General features: G+C 60.8%; 18 protein-coding genes. 6 read left to right on the forward strand and 12 right to left on the reverse strand.

The window, feature by feature from the left end; genetic code table 11:
- Window positions 1-58 precede the first annotated feature (58 nt).
- The 4 genes from ACZZ0A_RS07495 to ACZZ0A_RS07510 form a co-directional block, all read right to left on the reverse strand.
- Entirely contained in the window at window positions 59-1,510 is a 1,452-nt protein-coding gene (locus ACZZ0A_RS07495; RefSeq protein WP_463542773.1) for a curlin, read from the reverse strand.
- Between the two features lie 26 nt (window positions 1,511-1,536).
- On the reverse strand, window positions 1,537-2,001 hold the full coding sequence (locus ACZZ0A_RS07500) for a curlin (protein ID WP_414915452.1): 465 nt from the start codon (window positions 1,999-2,001) through the stop codon (window positions 1,537-1,539).
- A 73-nt stretch (window positions 2,002-2,074) separates the two neighbouring features.
- Window positions 2,075-4,303 carry an Ig-like domain-containing protein gene (locus ACZZ0A_RS07505; protein ID WP_123374847.1) on the reverse strand — a complete coding sequence of 743 codons (2,229 nt, stop codon included), beginning with the start codon at window positions 4,301-4,303 and terminating at the stop codon, window positions 2,075-2,077.
- A 35-nt stretch (window positions 4,304-4,338) separates the two neighbouring features.
- On the reverse strand, window positions 4,339-5,685 hold the full coding sequence (locus ACZZ0A_RS07510) for a hypothetical protein (protein WP_038364907.1): 1,347 nt from the start codon (window positions 5,683-5,685) through the stop codon (window positions 4,339-4,341).
- Between the two features lie 424 nt (window positions 5,686-6,109).
- On the opposite strand from ACZZ0A_RS07510, the gene ACZZ0A_RS07515 reads away from it, so the two are divergent.
- From ACZZ0A_RS07515 to ACZZ0A_RS07535, 5 genes are all read left to right on the forward strand, one after another.
- Window positions 6,110-7,558 (forward strand): sensor histidine kinase, encoded by a 1,449-nt coding sequence (locus ACZZ0A_RS07515; protein WP_095111630.1) that lies wholly within the window; start codon window positions 6,110-6,112, stop codon window positions 7,556-7,558.
- Window positions 7,559-7,913: 355 nt separating this feature from the next.
- Window positions 7,914-10,721: a multicopper oxidase domain-containing protein gene (locus tag ACZZ0A_RS07520; RefSeq protein ID WP_463542774.1), complete on the forward strand. Its 2,808-nt coding sequence runs from the start codon at window positions 7,914-7,916 to the stop codon at window positions 10,719-10,721.
- On the forward strand, window positions 10,718-11,821 hold the full coding sequence (locus ACZZ0A_RS07525) for an SCO family protein (protein ID WP_463542775.1): 1,104 nt from the start codon (window positions 10,718-10,720) through the stop codon (window positions 11,819-11,821). The genes ACZZ0A_RS07520 and ACZZ0A_RS07525 overlap by 4 nt, the downstream gene beginning before the upstream one ends.
- Before the next feature lie 94 nt (window positions 11,822-11,915).
- The gene (locus ACZZ0A_RS07530; protein WP_447784512.1) at window positions 11,916-13,406 is read left to right on the forward strand and encodes a sensor histidine kinase; all 1,491 of its coding nucleotides are present in this window, start codon (window positions 11,916-11,918) and stop codon (window positions 13,404-13,406) included.
- Window positions 13,375-14,817 (forward strand): sigma-54-dependent transcriptional regulator, encoded by a 1,443-nt coding sequence (locus ACZZ0A_RS07535; RefSeq protein WP_123374851.1) that lies wholly within the window; start codon window positions 13,375-13,377, stop codon window positions 14,815-14,817. The genes ACZZ0A_RS07530 and ACZZ0A_RS07535 overlap by 32 nt, the downstream gene beginning before the upstream one ends.
- A 146-nt stretch (window positions 14,818-14,963) precedes the next feature.
- Here ACZZ0A_RS07535 and ACZZ0A_RS07540 read toward each other — a convergent pair whose 3' ends face one another.
- Both ACZZ0A_RS07540 and ACZZ0A_RS07545 read right to left on the reverse strand, forming a co-directional pair.
- Window positions 14,964-15,311, reverse strand: coding sequence for a hypothetical protein (locus tag ACZZ0A_RS07540; RefSeq protein ID WP_322846658.1), 348 nt, complete (start codon window positions 15,309-15,311; stop codon window positions 14,964-14,966).
- A gap of 56 nt (window positions 15,312-15,367) precedes the next feature.
- Entirely contained in the window at window positions 15,368-15,547 is a 180-nt protein-coding gene (locus tag ACZZ0A_RS07545) for a helix-turn-helix domain-containing transcriptional regulator (protein ID WP_463542776.1), read from the reverse strand.
- Between the two features lie 249 nt (window positions 15,548-15,796).
- Here ACZZ0A_RS07545 and ACZZ0A_RS07550 point away from each other — a divergent pair, with 249 nt between their 5' ends.
- Window positions 15,797-16,594 (forward strand): class I SAM-dependent methyltransferase, encoded by a 798-nt coding sequence (locus tag ACZZ0A_RS07550; protein WP_463542777.1) that lies wholly within the window; start codon window positions 15,797-15,799, stop codon window positions 16,592-16,594.
- Window positions 16,595-16,719: 125 nt separating this feature from the next.
- On the opposite strand, the gene ACZZ0A_RS07555 is transcribed toward ACZZ0A_RS07550, so the two are convergent.
- From ACZZ0A_RS07555 to ACZZ0A_RS07580, 6 genes are all read right to left on the reverse strand, one after another.
- Window positions 16,720-17,412 carry a GNAT family N-acetyltransferase gene (locus ACZZ0A_RS07555; protein ID WP_007919427.1) on the reverse strand — a complete coding sequence of 231 codons (693 nt, stop codon included), beginning with the start codon at window positions 17,410-17,412 and terminating at the stop codon, window positions 16,720-16,722.
- A complete protein-coding gene (locus tag ACZZ0A_RS07560) occupies window positions 17,409-18,599 on the reverse strand; it encodes a GNAT family N-acetyltransferase (RefSeq protein ID WP_463542778.1) in 1,191 nt (396 codons plus the stop codon). The genes ACZZ0A_RS07555 and ACZZ0A_RS07560 overlap by 4 nt, the downstream gene beginning before the upstream one ends.
- 4 nt (window positions 18,600-18,603) lie before the next feature.
- Window positions 18,604-19,293, reverse strand: a complete 690-nt coding sequence (locus ACZZ0A_RS07565) for an N-acetyltransferase (RefSeq protein WP_463542779.1) — start codon at window positions 19,291-19,293, stop codon at window positions 18,604-18,606.
- Between the two features lie 68 nt (window positions 19,294-19,361).
- On the reverse strand, window positions 19,362-21,281 hold the full coding sequence (locus tag ACZZ0A_RS07570; protein WP_463542780.1) for a hypothetical protein: 1,920 nt from the start codon (window positions 21,279-21,281) through the stop codon (window positions 19,362-19,364).
- Window positions 21,278-22,585 (reverse strand): oligosaccharide flippase family protein, encoded by a 1,308-nt coding sequence (locus ACZZ0A_RS07575; RefSeq protein ID WP_007919435.1) that lies wholly within the window; start codon window positions 22,583-22,585, stop codon window positions 21,278-21,280. The genes ACZZ0A_RS07570 and ACZZ0A_RS07575 overlap by 4 nt, the downstream gene beginning before the upstream one ends.
- Window positions 22,582-23,583 carry a polysaccharide deacetylase family protein gene (locus ACZZ0A_RS07580; protein WP_007919436.1) on the reverse strand — a complete coding sequence of 334 codons (1,002 nt, stop codon included), beginning with the start codon at window positions 23,581-23,583 and terminating at the stop codon, window positions 22,582-22,584. The genes ACZZ0A_RS07575 and ACZZ0A_RS07580 overlap by 4 nt, the downstream gene beginning before the upstream one ends.
- Window positions 23,584-23,589: the final 6 nt, after the last annotated feature.

Here is a 23,589-nt window from a genome sequence, read left to right on the forward strand (position 1 = left end):
GCCAAAAAAAACCGCGACCCCCCTCACCAGAGAATCGCGGCCCATCAACACCCAACCCCTACTGCTGCAAAACCGTCGCCTGGTTAGCCGACCCGAACTGCTGAATATTCGCCGTCTGCGTAACCCCACTCTGATCCACATTAGCAATGTTCCCCGTCCCGCCCTGGGTCACATACGCCACGTTCATGGTATCCGCCTGTTTAACCGTGATCATGTTGTCACTGCCATACAGCTGCGCGGTATACGCCTGGTTGCCAGTCCCGGATTGATCGAACTCAGCACTGTTGCCGGTGCCATTCGACGAACCCTGCACCAGGTTCCCTGTCCCGCGCTGATCCGATATCAAAATGTTGTCGCTACCATTCTGATCAAAATACAGCTCGTTATACGACTCAGCCTGACTGACCGTGGTCTTGTTACCCGTGCCAGTCTGATGCGTGGTCATGACCTGCCCGACGCCATCCTGAGTGAAGCTGGCGATGTTGCCATTCCCCGCCTGATTCACAGTCGCACGCTGGCCGCTGCCGAACTGGCCACCGGATTGTGGGCCTTTCCAGTTGCTGGCGTAGACCTTGTTGTCGTTGCCCACGGAGGTGGCGTTGAGCACGTGGCTGTCGCCGTTCTGGTAGGTGAAGTGCACGTTGCCGTTACCGACCTGATACAGCGCCAGTGTCGAGTTGACCGATTCGAACTGGTCGGCGTAGATCGCGTTGCTGTTGCCGACCTGGGTGACGGCGGCGCTGTTGTTTTCGCCGAAGCTTTGATCGACCACGGTTTCGTTGCTGTCACCGTACTGGTTGACGGTGGCCTGGCTGGCCAGTTGCGCGTCCTGCCAGATTTCCGTGCCGTTGAGGTTGCCGAACTGGTTGATGGTGATGTTGCCGCCAGTGCCATTGCGCTGGTCGCCGTAGGCGTAGTTGCCTTCGCCGGCCTGGTTGATGCCGATCTGGCCGCCGTTGTGCAGCACTTGTTCGGCGGTGCCGTAGTTGGCGGTGCCGTACTGGGTGATCACTGAACTGTTGCCGGTGCCTTCATAGAGTTGCTCGATGTTGGCTTCGTTGCTGTCGCCGAACTGGAAGGTTTTGCCTTCGCTGCCGTTTTGCGAATCCTGATAGATGAACGAGAAGTTGCCAGTGCCTTGCTGCTGTTGCAGGGCGCTGTTCGGTGCGCCGAAGCCTAGCGACTGGCTGGCGTGGGCGGTGTTGAAGGCGCCGACCTGTTGTTGGGTGATGGTGGCGTTGTCTTCGTAAAGCTGTTCGGCGTAAGCGGCGTTGTAGTCGCCGACCGCGTCCTGGGTGATCACGCTGCTGGCGTGGTCTTGCACGGCGGCGGCGTCGTTGCCCTGGCCCAGTTGGGTCTGGGTGGCGGTGCTGAATGGAGCTTGGGTCTGTTTCACATCCGCGATGTTGGCGGTACCGACCTGGCTCTGGTTGGACAGGCTGTCGTCGGCCATGGCCTGGGCACTGATCATGACCAGGATGGCGGCGGTGAGGGGCGTCAGTTTGAACATGATGAACTCTCCGATGATTGCAGTGCTTAGCGATATTGCTTGACCGAAACGCTCATGCCGTTGCCCGACTGGGTCACGGCGCTTTGCAGCCCCGCGCCGGCCTGCTCGATGCTGGCGTCGTTGTTGTTGCCGTTTTGCGAAATCTGCGCGCGGTTGTGGCTGCCGTTCTGAGTGATCGAGGCGGCGTTGCCGGAACCGTTCTGGTTGATCAGCGCCATCAGGTCGCTGCCCTGTTGCAGGATGTACGCCTCCTGATTGCTGCCCGACTGCACGATCTGCCCGAGCAGCGACTGACCGTTCTGTTGCAGCAGGGCGACGTTGGCCTGGCCGAGCTGGTCGATCAGGGCTTGCTGACCCACCGGTGGAGGCAGTTCGCCGAGGTCGCTGCTGGTCGGGGCCAGGTCGTCGTTTTCCATCAGGTCGTCGGCGCGCACGCCTGCACTGCTGCACAGCAGGAGCAGGCAAAGCAGGGCGGCGGTCGACGTGTTCATGGTGAAAATCCTGTGTGGCGTTATCCGGTTGCGAAGCACGCCCCAGCCACCCGCAAGTGGCTGGGGCGCAGGCCTAGAGCGTGGTCACCGAGACCGTGCGCACGGTGCCTTGGGACGAGCGGATCGTCGCGGTCGGGTTGGCCGATGGCACCACGAGCGTGTTGTTCAGCGTCAGCCGCCAGCGTCCGGTCAACGGCACCGTGGTGGTGCCAAGGGTGACCAGCCCGGAAGGGGTGGTGACCTGCACGGTGATGGTGTTGCCGGTGGTCACTGACGAGGTGCCGGTGAAGTCCCAGTTGAAGCGCCCGCCAGAGCGTGCCTGCACCGTTGAAGCGGTGACGGCGAACGTTTCCGCTGCTGGCCGTGGCGACACTTGCACCGTGACTGTGGCCGGCGTCGACAGGGCACCGAAGGCATCCCGGGCGATGTAGGTGAAGGTCGTGGTGAACGCCGTGGTCACGGTGGCCGGTGGGGTGTAGGTGATCACCGTGCCGTTGCTGCTGACCGTGCCTCGGCCGGCGGCCGGTTGGGTCAGGCTGTTGACGGCCAGTGGCACGTTACCTTCCGGATCGGTGTCGTTGGCCAGCACATTGATCGGGATTGCCACACCGAGCGTGGCGACAGCGTCCGCGACGGCGGTCGGTGCCTGGTTCGGTGCGACGGTGATGGTTACGGTGGCTGGATTGGCCGAGGCCAGGCCTTTGGCGTCCTGCGCTTTGTAGGTGAAGGTGGTGGTCAGTGGCGCGTTGACTACCGCTGGCGGCGTGTAGACCACCGATGTGGTGCCGTTGAGCGCGACGGTGCCTTGGCCGGCGGCCGGTTGAGTCAACGCGGTGATGCCCAGCGGATTGTCACCATCAGGATCGCTGTCGTTGGTCAATAGACTGAGGGTGATCGGCACGCCGAAGCTGGTGCTGCCGCTGTCGGCGTTGGTGATTGGCGCCTGGTTTTCACCGGTGTCTGGCGCGTTGCCGACCACGACGACTGCTTCGGTGTCTCCACCGCCAGCGGCAGATTTCACTGTCACGGTGGCGGGTGGCTGGGTCAGGTCGGCGACGGTGATGCGTTGCAGGGTGCCGGTTTTCGACAGACGCCCGTAGCCCTGGGCAACCATGTCGGGGATCGCCACTTCATCGCTCGAAGTGGCCTCGATCAGCAAGCTATGGTTGGCCCAGTTGTAGCGCGCGGTCTGCACTTTCACCACGTCGGTGAGCTTCGCCGACACGGCCGTCGGACGCGTGGTGCCGGCGGGGTTGGTGGCGGTCACGACGACTACCGGAGGTACCGCGCCAGTGCCCAAGCGGTGGCCGAAGAACAGACCATTGTTGTCACCCAACAGACTGGTCTGGCACGGCGTTGGCGGTGGGCCGGGCAGCAGCGCCACGGTTTCGCGGAAGCACAGGGTCGAGCTGTTACTGGCCTTGGCAAACACTTCGGCACGCACGCCAGCGGCGGTGCGGCGATAGGTGGCGCGGTCGATTTCCACCTGGGTCTGCTGACGGTTGTCGAGCACTTTGCCGGACAGGCTGAACACGCTTGACTGGATCGTCCCGGCAGGCCCGGTGATGCGCAGGAAGTTGGTGTTGAACGGGCTGCCGGTCACCGCTTCGTTGAGGTTCGGGTCGCCGACGAAAGTTTCCGTGGCGCCGGTGTCCGGGTTTACTTCGGTGTACGGGCCGTTGACGCTGCGCAAAAACGGTCCGATGGCGCCATTGACGGCACCGGTGAAATTGCCCGGTGCGCCGATGCCGATGTCGCGGGTGATGTTGATCGCGCGGCGCCCAGGTGCGGTGACATTGACCGTCTCGACGCCATACGGGTGCGTGATGGTGTAGGTGCCGGCAACGGGTACGTTTACCCGGATGCGAATCCGCGCAAAGCTTTGCTGATCACCGTCCGCCGGATTTTCCGAGGCGAATGCCGCTTCGATCCCGGCGACATAAGCGTCCACACCATAACCGGCGGCGTTGTCGGCAATCGTGGTTTCGGCCAGGAACCAGAAGGCTTCCGGCGGCCAGTTGTCTGGGAAAATCATCGGCTGGGCATCGTCGTAGATGCCTGGCTCGGCCAAGAGAATGCACATGTAGGCCGGCGGTGTGGTCGCGGCAACGCGCGAACTGGCGGCGCGCGACTGGCACAGTTCCATCGACAGCAGATTGTTGTCCTGATACCACATCGGGAATTTCCCGGTGGCGAAGGTGTAAGGGCCGGGGTCGACGGCGGCGAGTTGCGCATAGGCACTGCCGGTCAGCGAGAGAGCGAGCCCGAGCGCGTTGAGCGCAAAGCGTGGCCACTTGTTCATGATGCCTCCTGATGCGGATCTGGGCATGTGAGCGTTCATTGCACGATGACCACTTCTTCGGTATCGCTGCCGCCGTTGGACGACGTCACCCGAACCTTGGCCGGCGGTATCGGCGAGATCCCGGTGGCCAGGGTTTTCACCGCGCCGTCGCCACCGAGCGCGCCGATGGCGGCGCCGCTGCCGGAGGTGGCGGTGAGTACCGGCGGCGAGGTTTCGTCACTGGTCGAGGCGACCACGGTCAGTTGTCCGGAGCTCAGGCTGTATTGCGCGCTCTGGATCACCACCAGGTCGGTCAGGGTCATGGGCAGAGTGGTCGGCGTGCTGCTGGCGATGGCCAGGTGGTTGTCGGCGGTCACTTGCAAGGTGGTTGGCAAGGTCGGGTTGACCGAGGACTGCGCGTACCAGCTGCCGGTGCTGTTGGCTTCGGTCATGTTCAGCACCGGGGTGCTGCTGGTAACGGCGACGGTGCCCGGCGCTGGCGGCGCGAGGACGAACACATCCTGCTGGGCGACCGGCGCACTGGTTCCCGCAGTACGCGAGTAAGTGCTGCGCTGGGTGATCATTGGTGTAGGCCGGACCACCGTCGACAACTTGCCCGAAACGGCGAACACGTTCGTCCGCAGATCGAGGCCGTTAGGGCCTTCGATGCGTACGTAGTTAGTGTTGAACGGGCTGCCGGTGACTGCCTCGTTGAGGTTCGGGTCGCCGACGAATTGTTCGGCGGCACCGGTCAGCGGGTTGGTCTCGGTGTAGGGACCGTTGACGCTGCGCAGGAACGGTCCGATGTCACCCTTGAGCGCGCCGTCATAGGTTTTCGGCGTGCCGATACCAATGTCGCGAGTCATGTTGATCGCGCGCCGCCCGGGGGTGTCGATGTTGAACACGTCGACCCCATACGGGTGGGTGATGACATAGGTGCCGGCGGTCGGTACATCGACGCGAATACGGATACGGGCGAAGCTGACTTGATCGCCTTCAACCGGTTCCTCGGCAGCGAACGCGGCTTCGATGGCGCTGACGTAGCCCAGATCAATTCCCCGTGCGGCGTCGACGAGGGCCGTTTCGCCGGTGAACCAGAACGCTTCGTCGGGAAAGTTTGTCGGGAAGACAATCGGTTGCGCGTCATCGAATACGCCGGGGGTCGGCAGCAGCGAGCACATGTAAGACGGCGCGCCGGGGGCGCTGGGTACTCGGGAGCTGAGCGCTTTGGACAGGCACAGATCCAGGGTGCGACCGTGTGAGTCCTGATACCAACTGGCGAAACCGCCGTTGGCCGGCGTGTACGGACCCGGATCAACAGCAAACAAAGCGGCCTGGGCGATGCCCTGGGCCAATGCGCTCACGACCAGGACAGTCGCGGTTTTGGACAGTAAAGGGTGCATGAGTTAATCCCTCTATCAAAGTACCTGCCCCTTGGGGATGGGTCAGTTGCACAGGGCCTGTACACCTTCCATGCCAAGGTGTAGTGGATGGGCGGGAGAGGGCCGGGGTAGAGGGCTTGACGCGCAGAAGGGGCAGGTTTTTGGCCAGCGGGAAAAGGGCGTCATTCCCCAGAATCGGGGACGGTGGGGATGCTCTTAGTGGCCCGTCGTACGCAGAACCCCTGTAGGAGCTGCCGCAGGCTGCGATCTTTTGATCTTGATTCACAAAAGCAGGATCAAAAGATCGAGCCTCGTTGCACTCGACAGCTCCTACACAGATCTGAGGTGGGTTTGGGAGGTGTAGATCGGGTCGATATCCCCGCAACCGGGCAAACCCCCACCCGTGGGCTATAACCCTATAGGGATGTATCGGGAAGTCGCCGCCATGAACATGCAGTCGAAATCGCTTCCGGTCGAGGAGGGCAATCTGCGCTTGGGCTCGCGCAAGCAGTCGTTCAACCTGCTGCGCTGGTTTTCGCTGATCAGCATGGCGGTGATCGGTACCGTGGCCATCGCGCTTGGCGCGGTGTCGACGCGTTTTGTCATTGATGAAAGCGTGCAGCGCGATGCCTTGCTCACCGCCCAGTTCATACAGGCCATCGCTTCGGCCGAGGTGCGTCACGTTTCCATTCCCAATATCCGCACGATGGGTGAATTGCTCGACCCGCGTCAGGACGCGAACTTTCCCGACGTCAGTCCGCAAGCCCGGGCCGATGCTCGGGGCGAGTTTCTCGATCACATCGAACACCTGCCAGACGTGATTCTCGCCAACATCTACGCGCCCGACCGCCAGGTGATCTGGTCAACCAATCCCGCGCTGATCGGTACCAACATTCATGCCGATGAAGACCTCGATCGCGCCTTTAACGAAAAAATCCCCGTTTCTGCCAGTTACCACGATGTCGACAAGGCCCGTGAAGAACAGAAATTCATCACACCACCGGACTACATCTTCATCGAAAACTACATTCCGCTGTTTGACGCCGAGGGCAAGAACGTCACAGCAATGGTCGAAATCTACAAGGAGCCCAAGGATCTGATCGCACGCATGGAGCGCGGATTGGTTCTGATCTGGCTGGCGACTGCACTGGGTGGCGGGCTGATTTATCTGGGCCTGTACTGGATCGTACGGCGCGCGGCGATTCTGCTCGCGGCCCAGCAAAAACAACTGATCGCCAACGAAACCTTTGTCGCCCTGGGCGAGATGTCTTCCGCCGTGGCACACAGTTTGCGCAATCCGCTGGCGACCATTCGTTCCAGCGCTGAACTGGCGCTGGAGTTCGACGCCGGCCCGGCGCAGAAGAACATCAACGACATCATCGGCCAGGTCGATCGCATGTCGAAGTGGGTGCGCGAGCTGCTGCAGTCACTGCGTCCGCTCAACGATGATCCGGAACCGGTGAATCTGGTGGCAGCGCTGCACGAAAGCCTTGTCGCGTTTGAACAGCAGATCGCCAGAGCCGGCGTGCAGGTGGTGTTTCATCCGCAGCACACGCCCATGGTGCTCAGCCAACCGGTGCAACTGACACAGATCCTCAACAGCCTGCTGGCCAATGCGCTGGAGGCGATGGACAAGGGCGGCACGCTGACCGTCAGCCTGGAACCGAGCGAAGACCGTGGCGTGTGCGTGGTGCTCAGCGACACGGGTAAAGGCATGAACGAAGAGCAACGGACCATGGCGTTCCGGCCGTTTTTCACCACCAAGTCTGGCGGTCTCGGGGTCGGTCTGGTGCTGGTCAAGCGCATCATGGAGCGCTTCGGTGGCGGCGTGACTCTCGACAGCCGCGAAGGCGAGGGCACCACCGTTCGTCTGGCGTTTCAACTGGTCCCCTGATTCGTCCATTCCTGCCGAAGCCTGCGATCTATTGACTGATCGTTCCCACGCTCTGCGTGGGAATGCCTCAAGGGACGCTCCGCGTTCCGATGGGACGCAGAGCGTTCCGGGCTGCATTCCCACGCAGAGCGTGGGAACGATCAATCTCAAAGATCGCAGCCTTCGGCAGCTCCTACATGAGGTTTGCATTACCTCAAAAGATTTATGAACTTCCCCCATCAGTGGGTGTCAAGCCCCGGTCACCGGGGAGTGGGGGAACCCACAGACTTTCCAAGTCCCTGTTACAACTAGAAATAATTTCTTGGCGCAGTAGTTGCAAAACACCATCACCCCTTCCTTGATGAGGCGGCTGGTGATGGACAGAGCAACGCGTGACCCAAGCAACACTTTCCTGCTGACGCCTCTGAGCGTCTTTCTGATGTTGACCCTCGGCAGCATGGCCGGCGTTCGCGCCAGTCCCATTGATGACGAGCGACAGCCAGAAGTCTCCGATCCCTCGGCGTACTACGACGAACCGGCCGACCGCGCCGGCGCGCTCAATAACATCCTGACCCTGCCTGAGGCCAACGAAGATTCCTTCGACTTGCCCGACGGCGTCAAAGGCAGCCGCGACTCGACCCGCACGGAAAACATTCTGCCGCCGACGGTGCAGACCAGTTTCAACTACCCCACCAACGGCAAGCCGAGCCCGCTCTATGGCGCGCAACCGTTCACCCAGCAGTTGACCCTGTTCGAAGAGTTTGGCCCGGAAAAGCTCGACCCGACCACCCCGGCCGCGCCGTTGCCATTTCCGCCGGCCGCGATTGGCCCGGCACCGGCTCAGGACCCGAACAACGTCGCCCGCAGCGCGCCACCCGGCAGCGCCCTCGACGCGTTCCTGCGTCAACCGGGGCTGACGCCATTCCCCAGCCAGTTCGCCAATGTCGTCGACCGTAACCCGTGGCAGGCGCAGATCGAAGTGTTCCTCAACCGGCACATCGGCTCGTCCGCCGAAGGTCGGCCACCCGGAAAAGGCTGGGCGCACCAGCGCTGGAACGAGTTCTACCCGCAAGTCGCTTACAAAACCGTACAGACCGGCGCGCGCCTCAACGGTGGCCTGCGTGACAGCGTGCAAATGCACCATTACGCGGTGGGCGAATTCGGCCCCGGCGGTCTGTACCACAACGTCGCCGGTGTACCGCTGACCGACGGCACCTCGAAGGGCGTCGACCCGCGTTTCCACCCGGCGATGCCGGCGCAAAACCACAACTCGGTGTGGACCTTCGACGGCACGTTGCCGCCGAAACTGTTGATGGTGCGCTACGGCCAACCGGTGATGATGCGCCACTACAACGGCTTGCCGATCGATCCGTCGGCCAACCGTGGTTTTGGCCTGCACACCATCAGCACCCACGAGCACAACGGCCACGCGCCAGCGGAAAGCGACGGCTATGCCAACGCGTTCTTCTTCCCGGGGCAGTTTTACGACTATCGCTGGCCGATCCAGCTCGCCGGTTACGACAGCATCAACACCAAGGCCGAAGACCCGCGCGCGGCGTTCCCCTGCGCACCGGGCGAAACCCTGTGGGTCAACGACCTCGCACCGGCGAAGAAGACCTGCGACAACGGCACCATCAAGATCCGTGGCGACTGGCGCGAAACCATGAGCACCCACTGGTTCCACGATCACATGCTCGATTTCACCGCGCAGAACGTCTACAAGGGCAACGCGGCGATGATGAACTACTACAGCGCGTTGGATCGCGGTAACGAGTCGGTGAACGACGGCGTCAACCTGCGTCTGCCCAGCGGCAGCGCTTTGCCGTGGGGCAACCGCGACTATGACGTCAATCTGGTGCTCGCCGACAAGGCCTGGGATCAACAAGGCCAATTGTGGTTCAACCCCTTCAACACCGATGGCTTCATCGGCGATCAGGTGCTGGTCAACTGGCAGTGGAAACCGACCCTTGACGTGCGTGCGCGCAGTTATCGCTTCCGCATTCTCAACGGCTCGGTGTCGCGCTACTTCAAACTGGCCTTGGTGCGGGAAATCAAAGGCAGTGGCGGCGAGTTTCAGGGGCCGAAAGACTCGGGTGTGACGTACAGCCGTGTGCCGTTCCACATGATCGCCAACGACGGCAACATCATGGAACACAGCGTGCCGTTCGACGGTTCGATGGACCTCGACGCCGATGGCGATAAACAGAACCACAACGCGATCCTGCCGACGCAAGGCATCGCCGAGCGCTTCGACATCATCGTCAATTTCTCGAAAAACGGTATCAAGCCCGGTGACAAGCTGTTCTTCCTCAACCTGCAGGCGCAGGACGACGGCAAAGGCCCGAAAGAAATGATTCCGCTGGCTGACGTACTTTCGGAGAAATACCTGCCAGTGATCAAGCAGACCAGCAATGGCCCGCAGTGGGACCGGGGAGATCCGGCGGTGGGCAAGGTCTTGCAGCTCAACGTCAAGGCCTACACCGGTCAGGATCTGGCGATGAACCCAGCGGCGTACGAGCCGGCCAAACCGGGCAAGGCTGAAGGGCTGGTGATGATCCCGCTGAAACTCCATCGCGACAACGCCGCCGATAAAGTCGTGCTGGCCAAGGCCCGCCACCGCACTTTCACCTTCGGCCGCTCCGACGGCACCGATGAGGCGCCGTGGACGGTCAAGACCGATGGCGGTTTCGGCTTCCACATGGACCCGCGTCGCTTGAATGCTTCGACTCAGCTGTCCAGCGGCCCGACCGATGCCGGTGTCACCGGGTTCGGCACCCTCGAAGTGTGGAACATCAAGGCCGGCGGCAAGGGCTGGAGCCATCCGGTACACGTGCACTTCGAAGAGGGGATCATCCTCAGTCGCGGCGGCAAGGCACCGCCAGAGTGGGAAAAATGGGCACGCAAAGACGTCTATCGCATCGGCTCCGAAGCCGATGGTCTGGACAGTGTGGAAATGGCGATCAACTTCCGCGAGTTTGCCGGGACCTACATGGAGCACTGTCACAACACTCAGCATGAGGACAACTCGATGCTGCTGCGTTGGGACCTGGAGAAACCCGGGCAACTGCAGTTGATGCCAACCCCACTGCCAAGCTGGGACGGTGTGCGCTACGTCAACTCCGCCGCGCTGCCAACTTTCCGCAGCGGCGACGGTATGGGCCCACAAGTGGTGGTCAAGCCATGAACCGCCGCCACGGTGACAGCCAACCCGTGCATACCCCGCGCTCCCGGGCGCTGGGCATGCATCTGGTGTTGCTACTGGTCGCCTGTGTGCTCGGCAGCCGCTTGCTGCCGGCACATCAGGCCAGTGTCAGCGAGCCGTCACCGGCCAGTGAATCCGCCACCCCGTGGGGTGGCGACTATTTCCCCAACACCTTGCTGACCGATCAGGACGGTCGGCAGGTGCATTTCTTCGATGACCTGATCAAAGACAAAGTGGTGGTGATCAACTTCATCTTCACTTCGTGCAGCGATTCCTGCCCACTGGAAACCGCGCGCTTGCGCCAGGTGCAGAAACTGCTGGGGGATCGGGTCGGGCAAGACATTTTCTTTTACTCGATCAGCATCGACCCGCTCAGCGACACGCCCGACGTGCTCAAGGCCTATGCGCAGCGCTTCAAGGTCGGCCCCGGCTGGAGGTTTTTGACGGGCGAATTCGAAGAGGTCACCGACCTGCGCAAGAAGCTCGGGCTGTTTATCGAAGGCGTCGACAATGGCCGCAGCAAGGATCACAACCTCAGCCTGATCGTCGGCAACCAGAGTACCGGGCGCTGGATGAAAGCCTCACCGTTCGAAAACCCGTGGATCCTCGCCGATCAACTGGCCAACACCCTGCAGAACTGGAAACAGCCGAGCATCGAGGAAAGTTACGCCAACGCTCCGGACATTCGCCCGCCGAGCAATGGCGAAGAATTGTTCCGCACCCGTTGCGCCTCGTGTCACAGCCTCGGCCCGCAGGATGGCCAGGGCCTTGGCATGCGCAGCATCGGCCCTGACCTGATCGGCGTAACTCGCCACCGCGATCCCGAGTGGTTGAATCGCTGGATCCGCGAACCGGATCGCTTGCTCGCGGAAAAAGACCCGATTGCCCTGCAACTCTACGAACAATTCGAGCGAATCCCGATGCCCAATCTGCGCCTCGATGAGCAATCCGCGCAGTCGATCATCGACTTTCTCAGCGATGAAACAGAGCGTCAGCAACCGTCCACTGCGGCCATGACCGACGGTGCTTTGACGCCAGTAAAACCGGGCGATCCAGCCGCGACGGTGAGTCAGATGCGGTAGCGGCGAAATAGCATCATTGAACCGTGTGTCGCGGTCAGAGCCACCTACACTGATGGCTGTAAGCAGCGCGATATAAAACTCCAGGGCCACTCCCATGCAGCGACTGGAAGCACAAAAAACCTCTGCACCGAACGCATCGGTCGCATGCAAGGGCTGGCGCGAGCAGTTCAATTTGCTGCGCTGGTTCTCGCTCGCGAGTTTTTTCATCATCGCCGCCGTGGCGTTGGGGCTGGGTTATATCTCCACACGCTTCGTGGTCACCGAAAGTGTCGAGCGCGATGCGCTGCTGACCGCGCAATTCGTTGAGGCCATTGGCGCGGCGGAAATGCGTCACGCCAAAATCAATCCGAACCGGACGATGGGCGAAATGCTCGACCCGCGCCAGGACAACCAGTACCCCGATGTTGACCCGGCGTTACAGGCTTCGGCACGCACCGAGTTTCTCGATCACGTCGAACACTTGCCGGATATTTTGCTCGCGACCGTTTATGCGCTGGATCGCACGGTGATCTGGTCGACCAACGCTGAGCTTATCGGTGTGCACATCAAGGATGACGATGAGCTCGACGAATCATTCGAGATGAAAGTGCCGGTGTCTTCCAGCTACCACAAGATCGACGATGAGAAACCCGAGCAGCAAATGTTGCGCGAACCGAAATACCTGTTCATCGAGAACTACATCCCGATGTTCAACGCCGACAAAAGCAAAGTCGTCGCCATGGTTGAGGTCTACAAGGAACCGGCGGATCTGGTCGACCGCATCGACCGTGGTTTCGCCTCGATCTGGGCGGCGACCTGTTTTGGAGGCGCGGCGATATTTCTGGCGTTGTTCTGGATCGTCCGCCGCGCGGCGAAACTGCTGCAGAGCCAGCAGCAACAGTTGATCAGCAACGAAACCTTTGTTGCCCTCGGCGAGATGTCCTCGGCGGTGGCGCACAGCCTGCGCAATCCATTGGCGACCATTCGCTCCAGCGCCGAACTGGCCCAGGAAGTCGCCAGCCCCGGTGCGCAACGCAATATTGGCGACATCATCAGCCAGGTCGATCGCATGTCACGCTGGGTGCGCGAGTTGCTGGTGTCGCTGCGGCCGATGAATGACGACGGCGAGGCGGTGGATCTGGTCATGGCGGTCGAAGACACCGTTGGCGCCTTCGAAGCATTGATCAAACGCTGCAACGTCGAAGTGCGCTTCACACCGCAGAATTGCGCGCCGGTCGTCAGTCAAAAGGTGCTGCTGACGCAAATACTCAATAGCCTGTTTGCCAACGCCCTCGAAGCCATGCCCAAGGGCGGTGTGCTCACCGTCGAGTTCGAATCGCCGCAGCCCGACAGCGTGCGTCTGACCGTGAGCGACACCGGCAAGGGCATGAGCGCGCAGCAGCAACTGTTGGTGTTCAAACCGTTTTTTACCACCAAGCAGGGCGGCCTCGGGGTTGGCCTGGCGTTGGTCAAAAGAATCATGGAGCGTTTTCAGGGCTCGGTCGTTTTGACCAGCAAAGAGCAGGAGGGAACCCGCGTCAGTCTCAACTTCAAAGTGGCATCGGGAGGGGAATATGGAACACAGCATTCTGCTGGTCGAGGATGACGAACTGTTGGCCGAAAATATTCAGACCTACCTGGAGCGTAAAGACTTCGAGGTGACAGTCTGCCATTCGGCCGAAGATGCGTTAGGGCAACTGGAAACCTTCATGCCCGACATTGTGCTGACCGACAACTCGCTGCCGGGCATGAGTGGTCACGACCTGATCCAGAAGCTGCGCATCAGCGCGCCGGATCTGAAAGTGATCATGATGACCGGTTACGGCAACGTTGAAGATGCCGTGGTGGCGATGAAGGAGGGCGCCTTTCATTACGTCACCAAACCGGTCGCGCTGACGGAGCTCAAACTGCTGCTCGACAAGGCCCTGGCCACCGAAAGGATGGAGCGCACGCTGTCGTTCTATCAGGAGCGCGAGGCGCAGAAATCCGGGGTGCAGGCGCTGATCGGCGACTCGGCGCCGATGCAGTATTTGAAGAACACTATCGGCCAGTTGCTCGATGCCGAGCGACGCATGGCCAACACCGATCTGCCCCCGGTTTTGGTGGAAGGCGAGACCGGCACCGGCAAAGAGTTGGTGGCCCGGGCGTTGCACTTCGACGGCCCGCGCAGCAAAGGTCCGTTCATTGAATTCAACTGTGCGTCGATCCCGTCGAATCTGGTCGAGTCGGAGTTGTTCGGCCATGAGAAGGGTGCGTTCACCGATGCCAAGGATCGCCGGGTCGGACTGGTGGAGGCGGCGGATGGCGGCACGCTGTTTCTCGATGAGATCGGCGAGATGGATCTGCTGTTGCAGGCAAAGATTCTGAAGTTGCTGGAGGACCGCACCATTCGCCGGGTCGGTTCGGTGAAGGAGCGCAAGGTCAATCTGCGGGTGATCAGCGCGACCAATTGCAACCTGGAGCAGATGGTGCAGCAGGGCAAATTCCGCCGCGATCTGTTTTTCCGCTTGCGGATCATTTCGATCAAGGTGCCGCGCCTGTACGCGCGGGGCGACGATATTCTGCTGCTGGCCCGGCACTTCCTTGCCAGTCATGGCAAACGATACGGCAAACCGAATCTGCATTTCAGTCAGCAGGCTGAGGAGTTGCTGCTCAGTTACACCTGGCCGGGCAATGTGCGCGAGTTGCGCAATATGCTCGAACAGACCGTGCTGCTGGCGCCGAGTGACACGATTGCCGCGCATCAACTGAATGTGTGCATGAGTCTGTGCGACGAGCTGCCGCCGCAGCATCAGCATCAACATTACGAGGCTGCGCCGCACTATGAACCGCGTCCGGCGAGCAATATGGAGTCGATGAACCTGCCGGAAGTCGAACGCGACATGGTGCGCAAGATGCTCGACAAGACCGACTGGAACGTCACCAAGTCCGCGCGCCTGCTGGGCCTGAGTCGCGACATGCTGCGCTACCGCATCGAAAAACTCGGCCTCGCCCGGCCGGATAAACGGCAGTGGTAACCCCACCGCAAATCCCCTGTAGGAGTGAGCCTGCTCGCGATAGTGGTGAGTCAGCCAATAAACAGGTCGACTGACACACCGTAATCGCGAGCAGGCTCACTCCTACAGGGGATCGAGGGTGCAGCAGATGTTGTGGGCAACCCGGATCAATGCTGCTGCCGACTCAAACACTCCAGCACACAACCCGGATCCAGCACCTCGTCATTCACATAAATCCCGCGCTCGGCATCGTAGGTGCGGATAAACACCCGCACCGTCGCATCCGCCACGGTCGGCAGTTGTGAATCGTAGAACTCATGGTCACCCGGAAGCACCACAAAATCCTGCGGCGCCGTATCGTCGTAAGGCTTGGGCGGCGTGGAACCCAGCGAATACGGAGCAGGGTGGGCGAAGGGCTGGTTGGGCCCGTAATAATTGAAATTGCTGTCCAGCGCTTGCGCCTGAGTGGCAGCGAGCAGACAGCCGGTCAACAACAGCCGATCGAGCATTAGCATGGCGGCACCTGCGAGTGCGGTATTCCCCAAGGCTATTAACTATAGCTGCCCGACATTCAAACAACCGGGTGATTGATCACGTGCCCCGGCTGTGCGCAGGCCTTGAGCACATAGCCGATTGCGCGAAGAAACTCTTCGTTATCCCCATCTGCAAGAACCTGGGACAGGTATTCGCTGATGGCTTCGTCACTGTCCAGCAGTGCTATCACGTCGAAATTCGTCAAAGTCTGGCTCATGGTTAAGCCTCCTTAGCCATTTTTGTGCGCGTCGGATGACTGCGCTTTGTGAGGGTATCCACGTGAGCAGAGTTGAATAGTCAGCCGTGTCCTTTATCTGTTTTGATAATTCGCCGACATTTGTAGGCCAGAACACCCTGATATGTAGGAGCTGCCGCAGGAATTGGCTTACAAGTTTGCAACAACCGCAATTGCCGGGCTGATCTAGACTCGGATCCGCTCAATCACCAGCATCGTCCGGAGTGCGCTATGGAAGTGCCCAACAATAAAACCGCCATCGAGAGCAATCGACAGGCGTGGAACGATTCCGCTCGCCATCACCAGGATTCGCCTGGCTGGCAGGCTTTGCTCGGCGAGGTCGCGCAGGCGGATTTCTCTTGCCTTGATGAGACGTTGAGCGGGTTGCTGGAGGTCGATGGCAAAGATGTGATTCAACTGGGCTGCAACAATGGCCGCGAGAGTCTCTCGCTGTTTGCGCTGGGTGCCAGAAGCGTGGTCGGTGTCGATCAATCGGCGGCGTTTCTTGAACAGGCCCGCGAGCTGAACAAGCGTTCACCGCACAACGCCGAGTTCATCGAAAGCGATATCCATCATCTGCCGACGTCGTTGCAGAACCGCTTCGATGTGGCGTTGATCACCATTGGTGTTTTGAACTGGATGCCGGACATCGGCGAGTTCTTCCGCCATGTCGCTTCAACGCTGAAACCGGGTGGCCAACTGGTGATCTATGAAACCCATCCGTTTCTGGAAATGGTCGATCCGGAGGCGGAAGATCCGTATCGCCTCGCCAGTTCGTACTTTCGCGCCGAGCCGTTTGTCCAGGAAGAGCCAATTGTCTATGGCGGCAAGGTTGAGCAGCAGTCGGCGAAGTCGTATTGGTTTGTGCATAACCTTGGCGCCATCTTCAGCGCTGCCATTGCGGCGGGGCTGAATATTGCGCACTTCAAGGAGTATGCGCATTCGAACCGGGAAGAGGTTTATGACCGGTATTTGAATCAAGAGGCGCAGATGCCGATGTGCTTTACCTTCGTCGCCACCAAGGCGTGATTGATCGGTGCGGCAACCGGCCTCATCGCGAGCAGGCTCACTCCTACATTTGAAATGCATACCCCTGTAGGAGTGAGCCTGCTCGCGATGGCGGCATCAAAGCCGCCACAAATATCCAGACTGAATCAAGCCTGCGCCGCCGCCGTCACTACCGGTCTTTCCGGCTTGCGCAGCGCCTCCAGTCTCGAGTTGCTGTAGTTCGATTCGCGGAAGAAACGCCAGTGCCCGAACAGGTCGTAAACATGGGTGATATGCCCTTGTTCCTGATAGCCCAGGCGAATATGCATCTTCAGCGCCTGTACATTGGCGTTGTCGCAGATATCCACGACTTTTTTGAAGCCTCGGGCAGACATGACTTGCCAAAGTGCGGTCTGTGCATCGACGGTCAAGCTACTGCCGAAATAGTGCCGGGTAATTTCGGCACCGAACTGAAAGTATTCACCGGGCTTGACCGGGAACGTGCAGCGGTAGAAGTGGCGGTCGTAATAGTCTTGAGTGCTGGCCCAGACGAACCCGACGGTGTGACCGTCCTGGTCCAGGTACATATGCCCGGTATGTCCTTCAGCGGCCAATTCGGCCATGGTCTCCACGCGGTCACCAAAGTACTTGCCGAATGCCTTGGCGTTGTCCTCGGTGATGTCGACTCTGCGCAAACCTTCGCAGGGGCGCAGTTTGTTCGGGGCAATCGGCGTGACCAGGTCGCGCTCCATCCACAGCAGTTCACGATGAGCGAACACGTAACGTTTCCACAGCGCGCCAAGGGTGCGGCGCAGGCCTTTTTGTTTGATGCGCAGAAGCAGATTTTCGATGACGCTCATGATGCCCTCCGAGGCGCTAGCCCAGGTGTGTTGGATGGTGTTGCCGGTTGAATTTCGGATGTGTTCGCCGCCGTCGAGTTGCCGGCACGCTGTGCGCGCCATTTTTGCAGGGCCGGTTTGACGTGGTGCCAAAGGCGTAGCCCCAGGCCCAGTAGCAGACCGCTCGGGCGCCACGAGTAGAAACTCCAGCGCCAGTGTTCCAGTTGCCCGGTCATGCGTTCGTGCAGTTGATGGCTGGAGTTTTCCAGGCTGACCCGCGACGCATCGATCCAGCGCCAGTGCTCATCCAGCCCCCAACGAATCCATTCCTCCAGCAATACCCGGCCGCTACCGAGGTCGGCGTACTGCGGCAAAAACGCCAGGTTGTAATCGTAGAGGCGGCCCTGTTCGAGCAGGCCGAGGCGATAGCTGATGCAGCGGCCGTTCAGCTCCAGCGTCACGACCCGCACCAGTCCTTGAGCGGCGAGGGCGGTGAAAGCGCTTTGCATCCACTGACGACTGCGTTCGGTGGCGAAAATCCCCACGCCTTCATCGCCTTTCCAACTGACCGACTCGACTTCCTGCAGCGCTTCTAAAATCGTAGGCATCGACAGCGCATCGGGGGTGATTCGTCGCACTTGCGCACCGCATGCGGCAATCCGTTTGCGCGCCCGACGCAGCTTGTAGCGCGGGTCGCCGGAGATCTCCTGATGATCGGCGTCGCTGATCAGATGCACTGGCACTCGGCAACTCAGGCGTCGTTCAGCCGTGGAACTGCGCGCCATCCATTCGGTGAGCGCACTTTCTTCACCGGCAGGTTCCGACAGTTCATTGAGTTGCAGCAGCGCGTGGGGCAGATGCTTACGGATCAGCACCAGCGCCTTGTGCATGTCTTCGCTGCCGAGCAACGACAGCAGGGCCAGGCGATCGGCCATTGGATAACCCAAGTGATGCAAAACGCGAAACGGTACGCCAGTGAAGCGTTCGCGGCTGGCCACCAGTGGCAGGCACAGCAGCAATTGCTCGGCTTCCCAGCCGAGCAGAATGTGCAGGCGCTGATCCTCGTCCAGGGCCTGCTCTGCTGCGCACAACCAGCCAAGGTTGTTGAACGGCGTGTGGTCGGCCACGCGCAGGCGCAGTGCCTCGAAGGCTGTTGCCGGGAAGTCGGCAGGGCATAGAGAGGTGCGCCATTCGAATCGCATCACCATGGGTTCAGGCCGCCGTTGCTTTGACAGGTGGACGGGAAGTTTTACCCAGCGCCGCCAGACGCGAGCCGCTGTAGCGGGTTTCGCGATAGAAGCGCCAGCGGCCGAACAGCGTGTAGATATTCATGATCCGCTGTTGTTCGGTATAGCCCATGCGCAGGTGCAGCTTGAGCGCCGGGACGTTGCTCGAGTCGCAGACATCGACCACTTTGCGGCAGCCTTGGGCGGCCATGGCTTTCCACAGACGCAGTTGCAGATCTACCGACAATTCGGTGCCCCAGTAGGCACGGGTCAGTTCGCCGCCGAACTCGAAAAACTCGCCGGGTTTAACCGGAAACCGGCAGCGGTAGTAATGCCGATCGAAATAGTCGCGCGGCGTGCCCCAGATAAACGCCACGGCATCGCCTTTGTCGTCGACATGCATATGCCCGGTGTGACCGTCACTGGCCAGTTCGGCCATGACGCCGACGCGGTTGCCGAAGTAGCGGGTAAAGGCGCTGGCGTTGTTTGCGGTGATCTTCAGCATGCGCAGTGGCGGGTAGGGTTTGAGGCTGTGTGGCGGCACGGGGCTGACCAGATCGCGCTCCATCCACAGCAGTTCCTGATGGGCAAAAATGTACATTCTGCGGATCTTCGCCAAGGTCGCTCGCAGGCCTTTACGACGGATATGTCCGCTGAGTCTTCGCAAAACATCCATGGTCTCTTCTCCTGTTGAGGATCCCACGCACAGCAAGAGGCTCGCGGGGCAGAACATCGAAGGGCAGTTCATGAAGCGCTCCAGTTCAGGGCAAACAGGGTTTGCCCCGGCAATTCGAAACGCACCCGCCCGTTTTCACAGGAAAACGATGCGTCGCTGCTACGATTGTCAGCGCCGAAGAAACGCAGGGCGCTTTGGTTCAGCGGGCACCGGGCACCGCTCAGATCAACCCGTTGCAGGCGCGTGCCTTTGTTCACCCCGAGCAGGGCGCGCTGCTTGTCGCCGGCCATCGCCAGGACATCCACCTCAAAAGCGTCGTTATCCAGTTGCAGCACTTGCGGCAGCCAATGCCGGGCGATGAATTGTTGGGCAAGGCCCACCGGTTTCAGCTCGAAGCGACCATCGTCATGTATGCGCACCATGCCTTTGCCGTAGGGCGGTTCGTCGGCGGCCTGAAACCAGTTGAGCATGCTCAGCAGGCCATCCTGAGAGGCGTTGATGACCACCGAGGCCCACCACAGCGCGGTGTAATGGGTTTCCTGATCGTAGGGGCTCAGGGCTGAGCCACTGGACAGATTGGTCTGATCCAGCAGCAACGCTTTGCGTGGTTGACCTTTAGCGTCCAGCCCCACCAGGTCTGCTGCGCGGCGTACGCTGTCGCGGTAGACCCGGGTCGCCAGCAAGTCGCGAATCATCCATTCATGCCAGGCCAATGCATCGACTTGATCGGCGGATTCACTGAGTAGACGCCGCGCCCAATCGATGCCGCGCTTGTCTGCTGCGTTTTCGGTGAACGGCCCGTTGACCAGCCGCGAGCTGGCCGGCATTGCGATGCGCACGCCGGCCTTGGCGTTGGCTGGGTCGCTGCGCACCTGCCGCGCCATGCTGCTGAAGATCGCCCGGTATTGTTCGTAGCTTGAATAGTTGAGATTAGGCTCGTCGGCGAAACCGATGTAATGCGTGCCTTTGCCACCCAGGGCGCGAGTGCCGGCGAGCCAGGCGTCGAGGCCGCTGTTGCTTTGACCATCGGCACGCAGATCGGCCTGACGCCCGGTGCCGGCGAGCAGGGTGATGTCCTGGCGAATGCCGAAGCGATTTTGATAAAGCTGACGGAACGCGTCTTCGAAATGTGGATTCTTCGCGGTGACGTCAACGAAGCTGTAGTAGCTCGCAGCGGTGGGTTTCAAGGCATCGAGTACGGCGTGACTGGCCGGCGGCGGTACGAGGTAAGGCAGTGCGATTCCCAGATCCGGCGTGCGTCCGAGGACTTTGTCGTGCAGGGTCAGACGCGTCTGTCCCGGTTCTGACTGCAAGGGTTTGAGCTGCTGCGGATTCTGCGCAAACAGATTCGCCGTGCCATCGAGCCAGAATGCTGCTTTGCCCCTACCTTGCAGAAGCAGGCGCCAGACCTGCGGTTGTTCGCTGACGGGCAGCGCGACTTGATCGAACTGCCAATAGGCACGATAGGGTTTCAGTGCCAATGACAGTTGCTGTCCATCGCCAACCCGCTGTGCCTGCAAACCGCTGACGCCGCCATGGAACTTGCCGGCCAGCACCGCGTGTTCGCCGGGTGCGACGCTGAAATACAGCTCAGTGGCGTTACGTACTTCCGCGCTGAAATGCACCTTGGCCGGGGCAAACAGCGCCACGGTTTTTTCGTCATGTTCGATCCGGTAACCGCGGAAACTGTAGCCGGGAATCTCCAGTTGATAACTCGCAGCGCCAGGTGCCAGCGGCCAGCTCTGGCTGCCACGGGTTTCATTGGCCTTGATCAACCGTTCGCCCTGCAACTTGCCCTGACCGTCGAGCAGGTAAAGATGCTCTTCGTTAGCCTCTGCCTGCCACGCGGGCACCCAGCTGACGGTCACGGTGTCCGCGCGATCGGCCTGCAGATACAAACTGCCGTCGCGGATATCGCCCCAGCGCATCGACGCCGCGTAGGCGTCCAGCGTCAGGCCGAGTCCGAACAGCAGGGCCAGGCGTTTCATGCTGTCTTCCGACGTTGCAGCATCAACCACATCGGGGTGATGTCGCTGGGCAGGATGATCAAGGTTTGCCAGAACGGCACGTTGCTCAAGCGGCAATAAAGCACCAGCATCGCCACCGTCACCGCCAGATAGGCGATTGATGAAGCCGCCGCTGCACCGACAATGCCGAAGGCAGGAATCAACAGCAGATTCAGCGCCAGGTTGAGCAGAGCGCCGATGCCCATCAGCAACGACACCGTGCCCGGGCGATCCTTGCCAATCAGATCCAGCCGCAGAATGCTCGCATAGCACAGGCCCAACAGGCCGGGCAGCAACGCGAGCAGCGCTGGATACGCCGGTTGATACGCCGCACCGAACAGCGTGACGATCAACCATTCGCCGATCACTGCCATCGTCAGGCAGGCGCCGAGCATCACCGTGGCGGTCAGGCGCAGGGCCAGCGGCGTGACCTTGTCCATGCCTTTGTCCTGTTGCAGCAGTCGCTTCATCAGCGGTGTGGTGACCGCCTCCGGAACGATCAGCAACAATTCGGCGGCGGCGCTGGCCATGGCGTAGTGGCCGAGCGCGGTACTGCCCAGCAGGGCGCCGATAAACAAGTAGTCGGAGCGCAGAATGATCTGTTGGAACAGCAGATCCGGATGGCTGCGCGCACTGAATCGCAGCAGCTCGTTCTGGCTCGCACGATCCCATTGCAGTTGCAGCGGTTGTGCGCGTTTGAGCCACATCCAGCCGACCAGCACCACCAGACTGATGCCGGCCAGCCAACTGATCAGCGCGGCTTCGAGTGCGGCCTCTTTCCACATCCAGAACAGCGCAACAAACAACAGCAGCGGCGCGAGGGATTCGATCAGACGCAGAACATTGAAGGCGACCACGCCGCCCGACGCGTTGTGCAAGGTCAGCAAACCGCTCTTAAGGACGGTCAGCGGCACCGCCAGCAGCAACAGCCACGCCAGCAGACCGAGCTGCATCGTCACATCGAGTTCGCTGCCGAACTCACGGGCCAGCGCGACCACCAGCAAGGTCAGCAGCCCGGCCAGAACACAGCCGAACACCAACACCTGAGCGAGCAACAAGCCCATTGGCCGCTGATTGGCCGCTTGATAACCGACTGCCGAATTCAAGCCGCCGCTGGTCGCCGCGCTGATCAGATCCGGCAGGGTGCTGAGCAGGGCGAACAAACCGCGTTCACTCGGGCCGAGAATCCGCGCCAGCAACACATTGCGCAGCAGGCGCAAGGCAATCATTGCCAGTTTGGTGCCCATGCTCAGGGCCAGATGCTTGAGGTAGCTACCGCGACTCATGACCTTGCCCCGCGATAAATGCGCCACGACAACAACGCCGGATTGCAGGCGATGCGCTGACTGACGCCGAAGCGCGGCAGGTTCAGCGGGTCGCCTTCGCCGCGATAAATGCCGGTGCCGGTGCCGAGGGCGAACGGGTAGTCGTGATTGGCGATCTGCTCGCGCACGCGTTCATCGTTGTCGCCGTTGGGGTAGCAATACACCGGCAGTGGGCGGTTGCAGCTGTTGTACAAGGCATCGCGGCTGCGGCTGATTTCTTCGTTCAGGCGCTGATCATCAAGGCCGGTGAGGATGGCGTGGCTGGCACCGTGCGGGCCAAAGCGCACCAGACCGGAAGCCTCCAGCGCGCGCACTTGATGCCAGTCCAGCGCTTGCGGCTGTGATTCGGCTGGGCACTCATCGGTGAGTTTTTCCAGTTCCTGCGGGTCAAGCGTCTTCAACCCTTGGAGGAAATGCAGCAGCGCCAGGCTGCGGCGGTCGACATCGATGTCATCGAGCAGTACCGGCAATGGGTGATGCATGAACTGCAGGCACTCGATCAAGTGCATCCGCGCTTTTTCACCGTGGCTGCCCCACAGGGTTTCGCCAAGGCTTTCCCACCAGAAACGCTGACGGCTGCCGATGAAATCGGTGGAGAGGAAAATGCTCGCCGGTACCTGATGTTTCTGCAGCAGCGGGAAGGCGTTGACGGCGTTGTCGCGCCAGCCGTCATCAAAGGTCAGCGCCACCCGTGGGCGCTCGCTGCGCAGCGAATTGGGCTGGAGGATTTCCATCAGCGGCACGCAATCGAAATGCCGACGCAGCCACAGCAGTAAATGCTCGAAGGCCTTGGGCCCGACGCACAGTTCATTGCGGTGCGGGAGGTTGGCGGCACGGTCGTTGGCCAGTACCCGATGCAGCATCAGAATGACCCCGGCACCGTGCAACTGGTTGCGCCCCACTGACGAGTTGAGATAGAGCCAGCCGCTGGTGCGTTTTAGCAGTTGTTTGATCGCCATGGCATG

It is taken from the genome of Pseudomonas sp. AC242 (assembly GCF_979258655.1).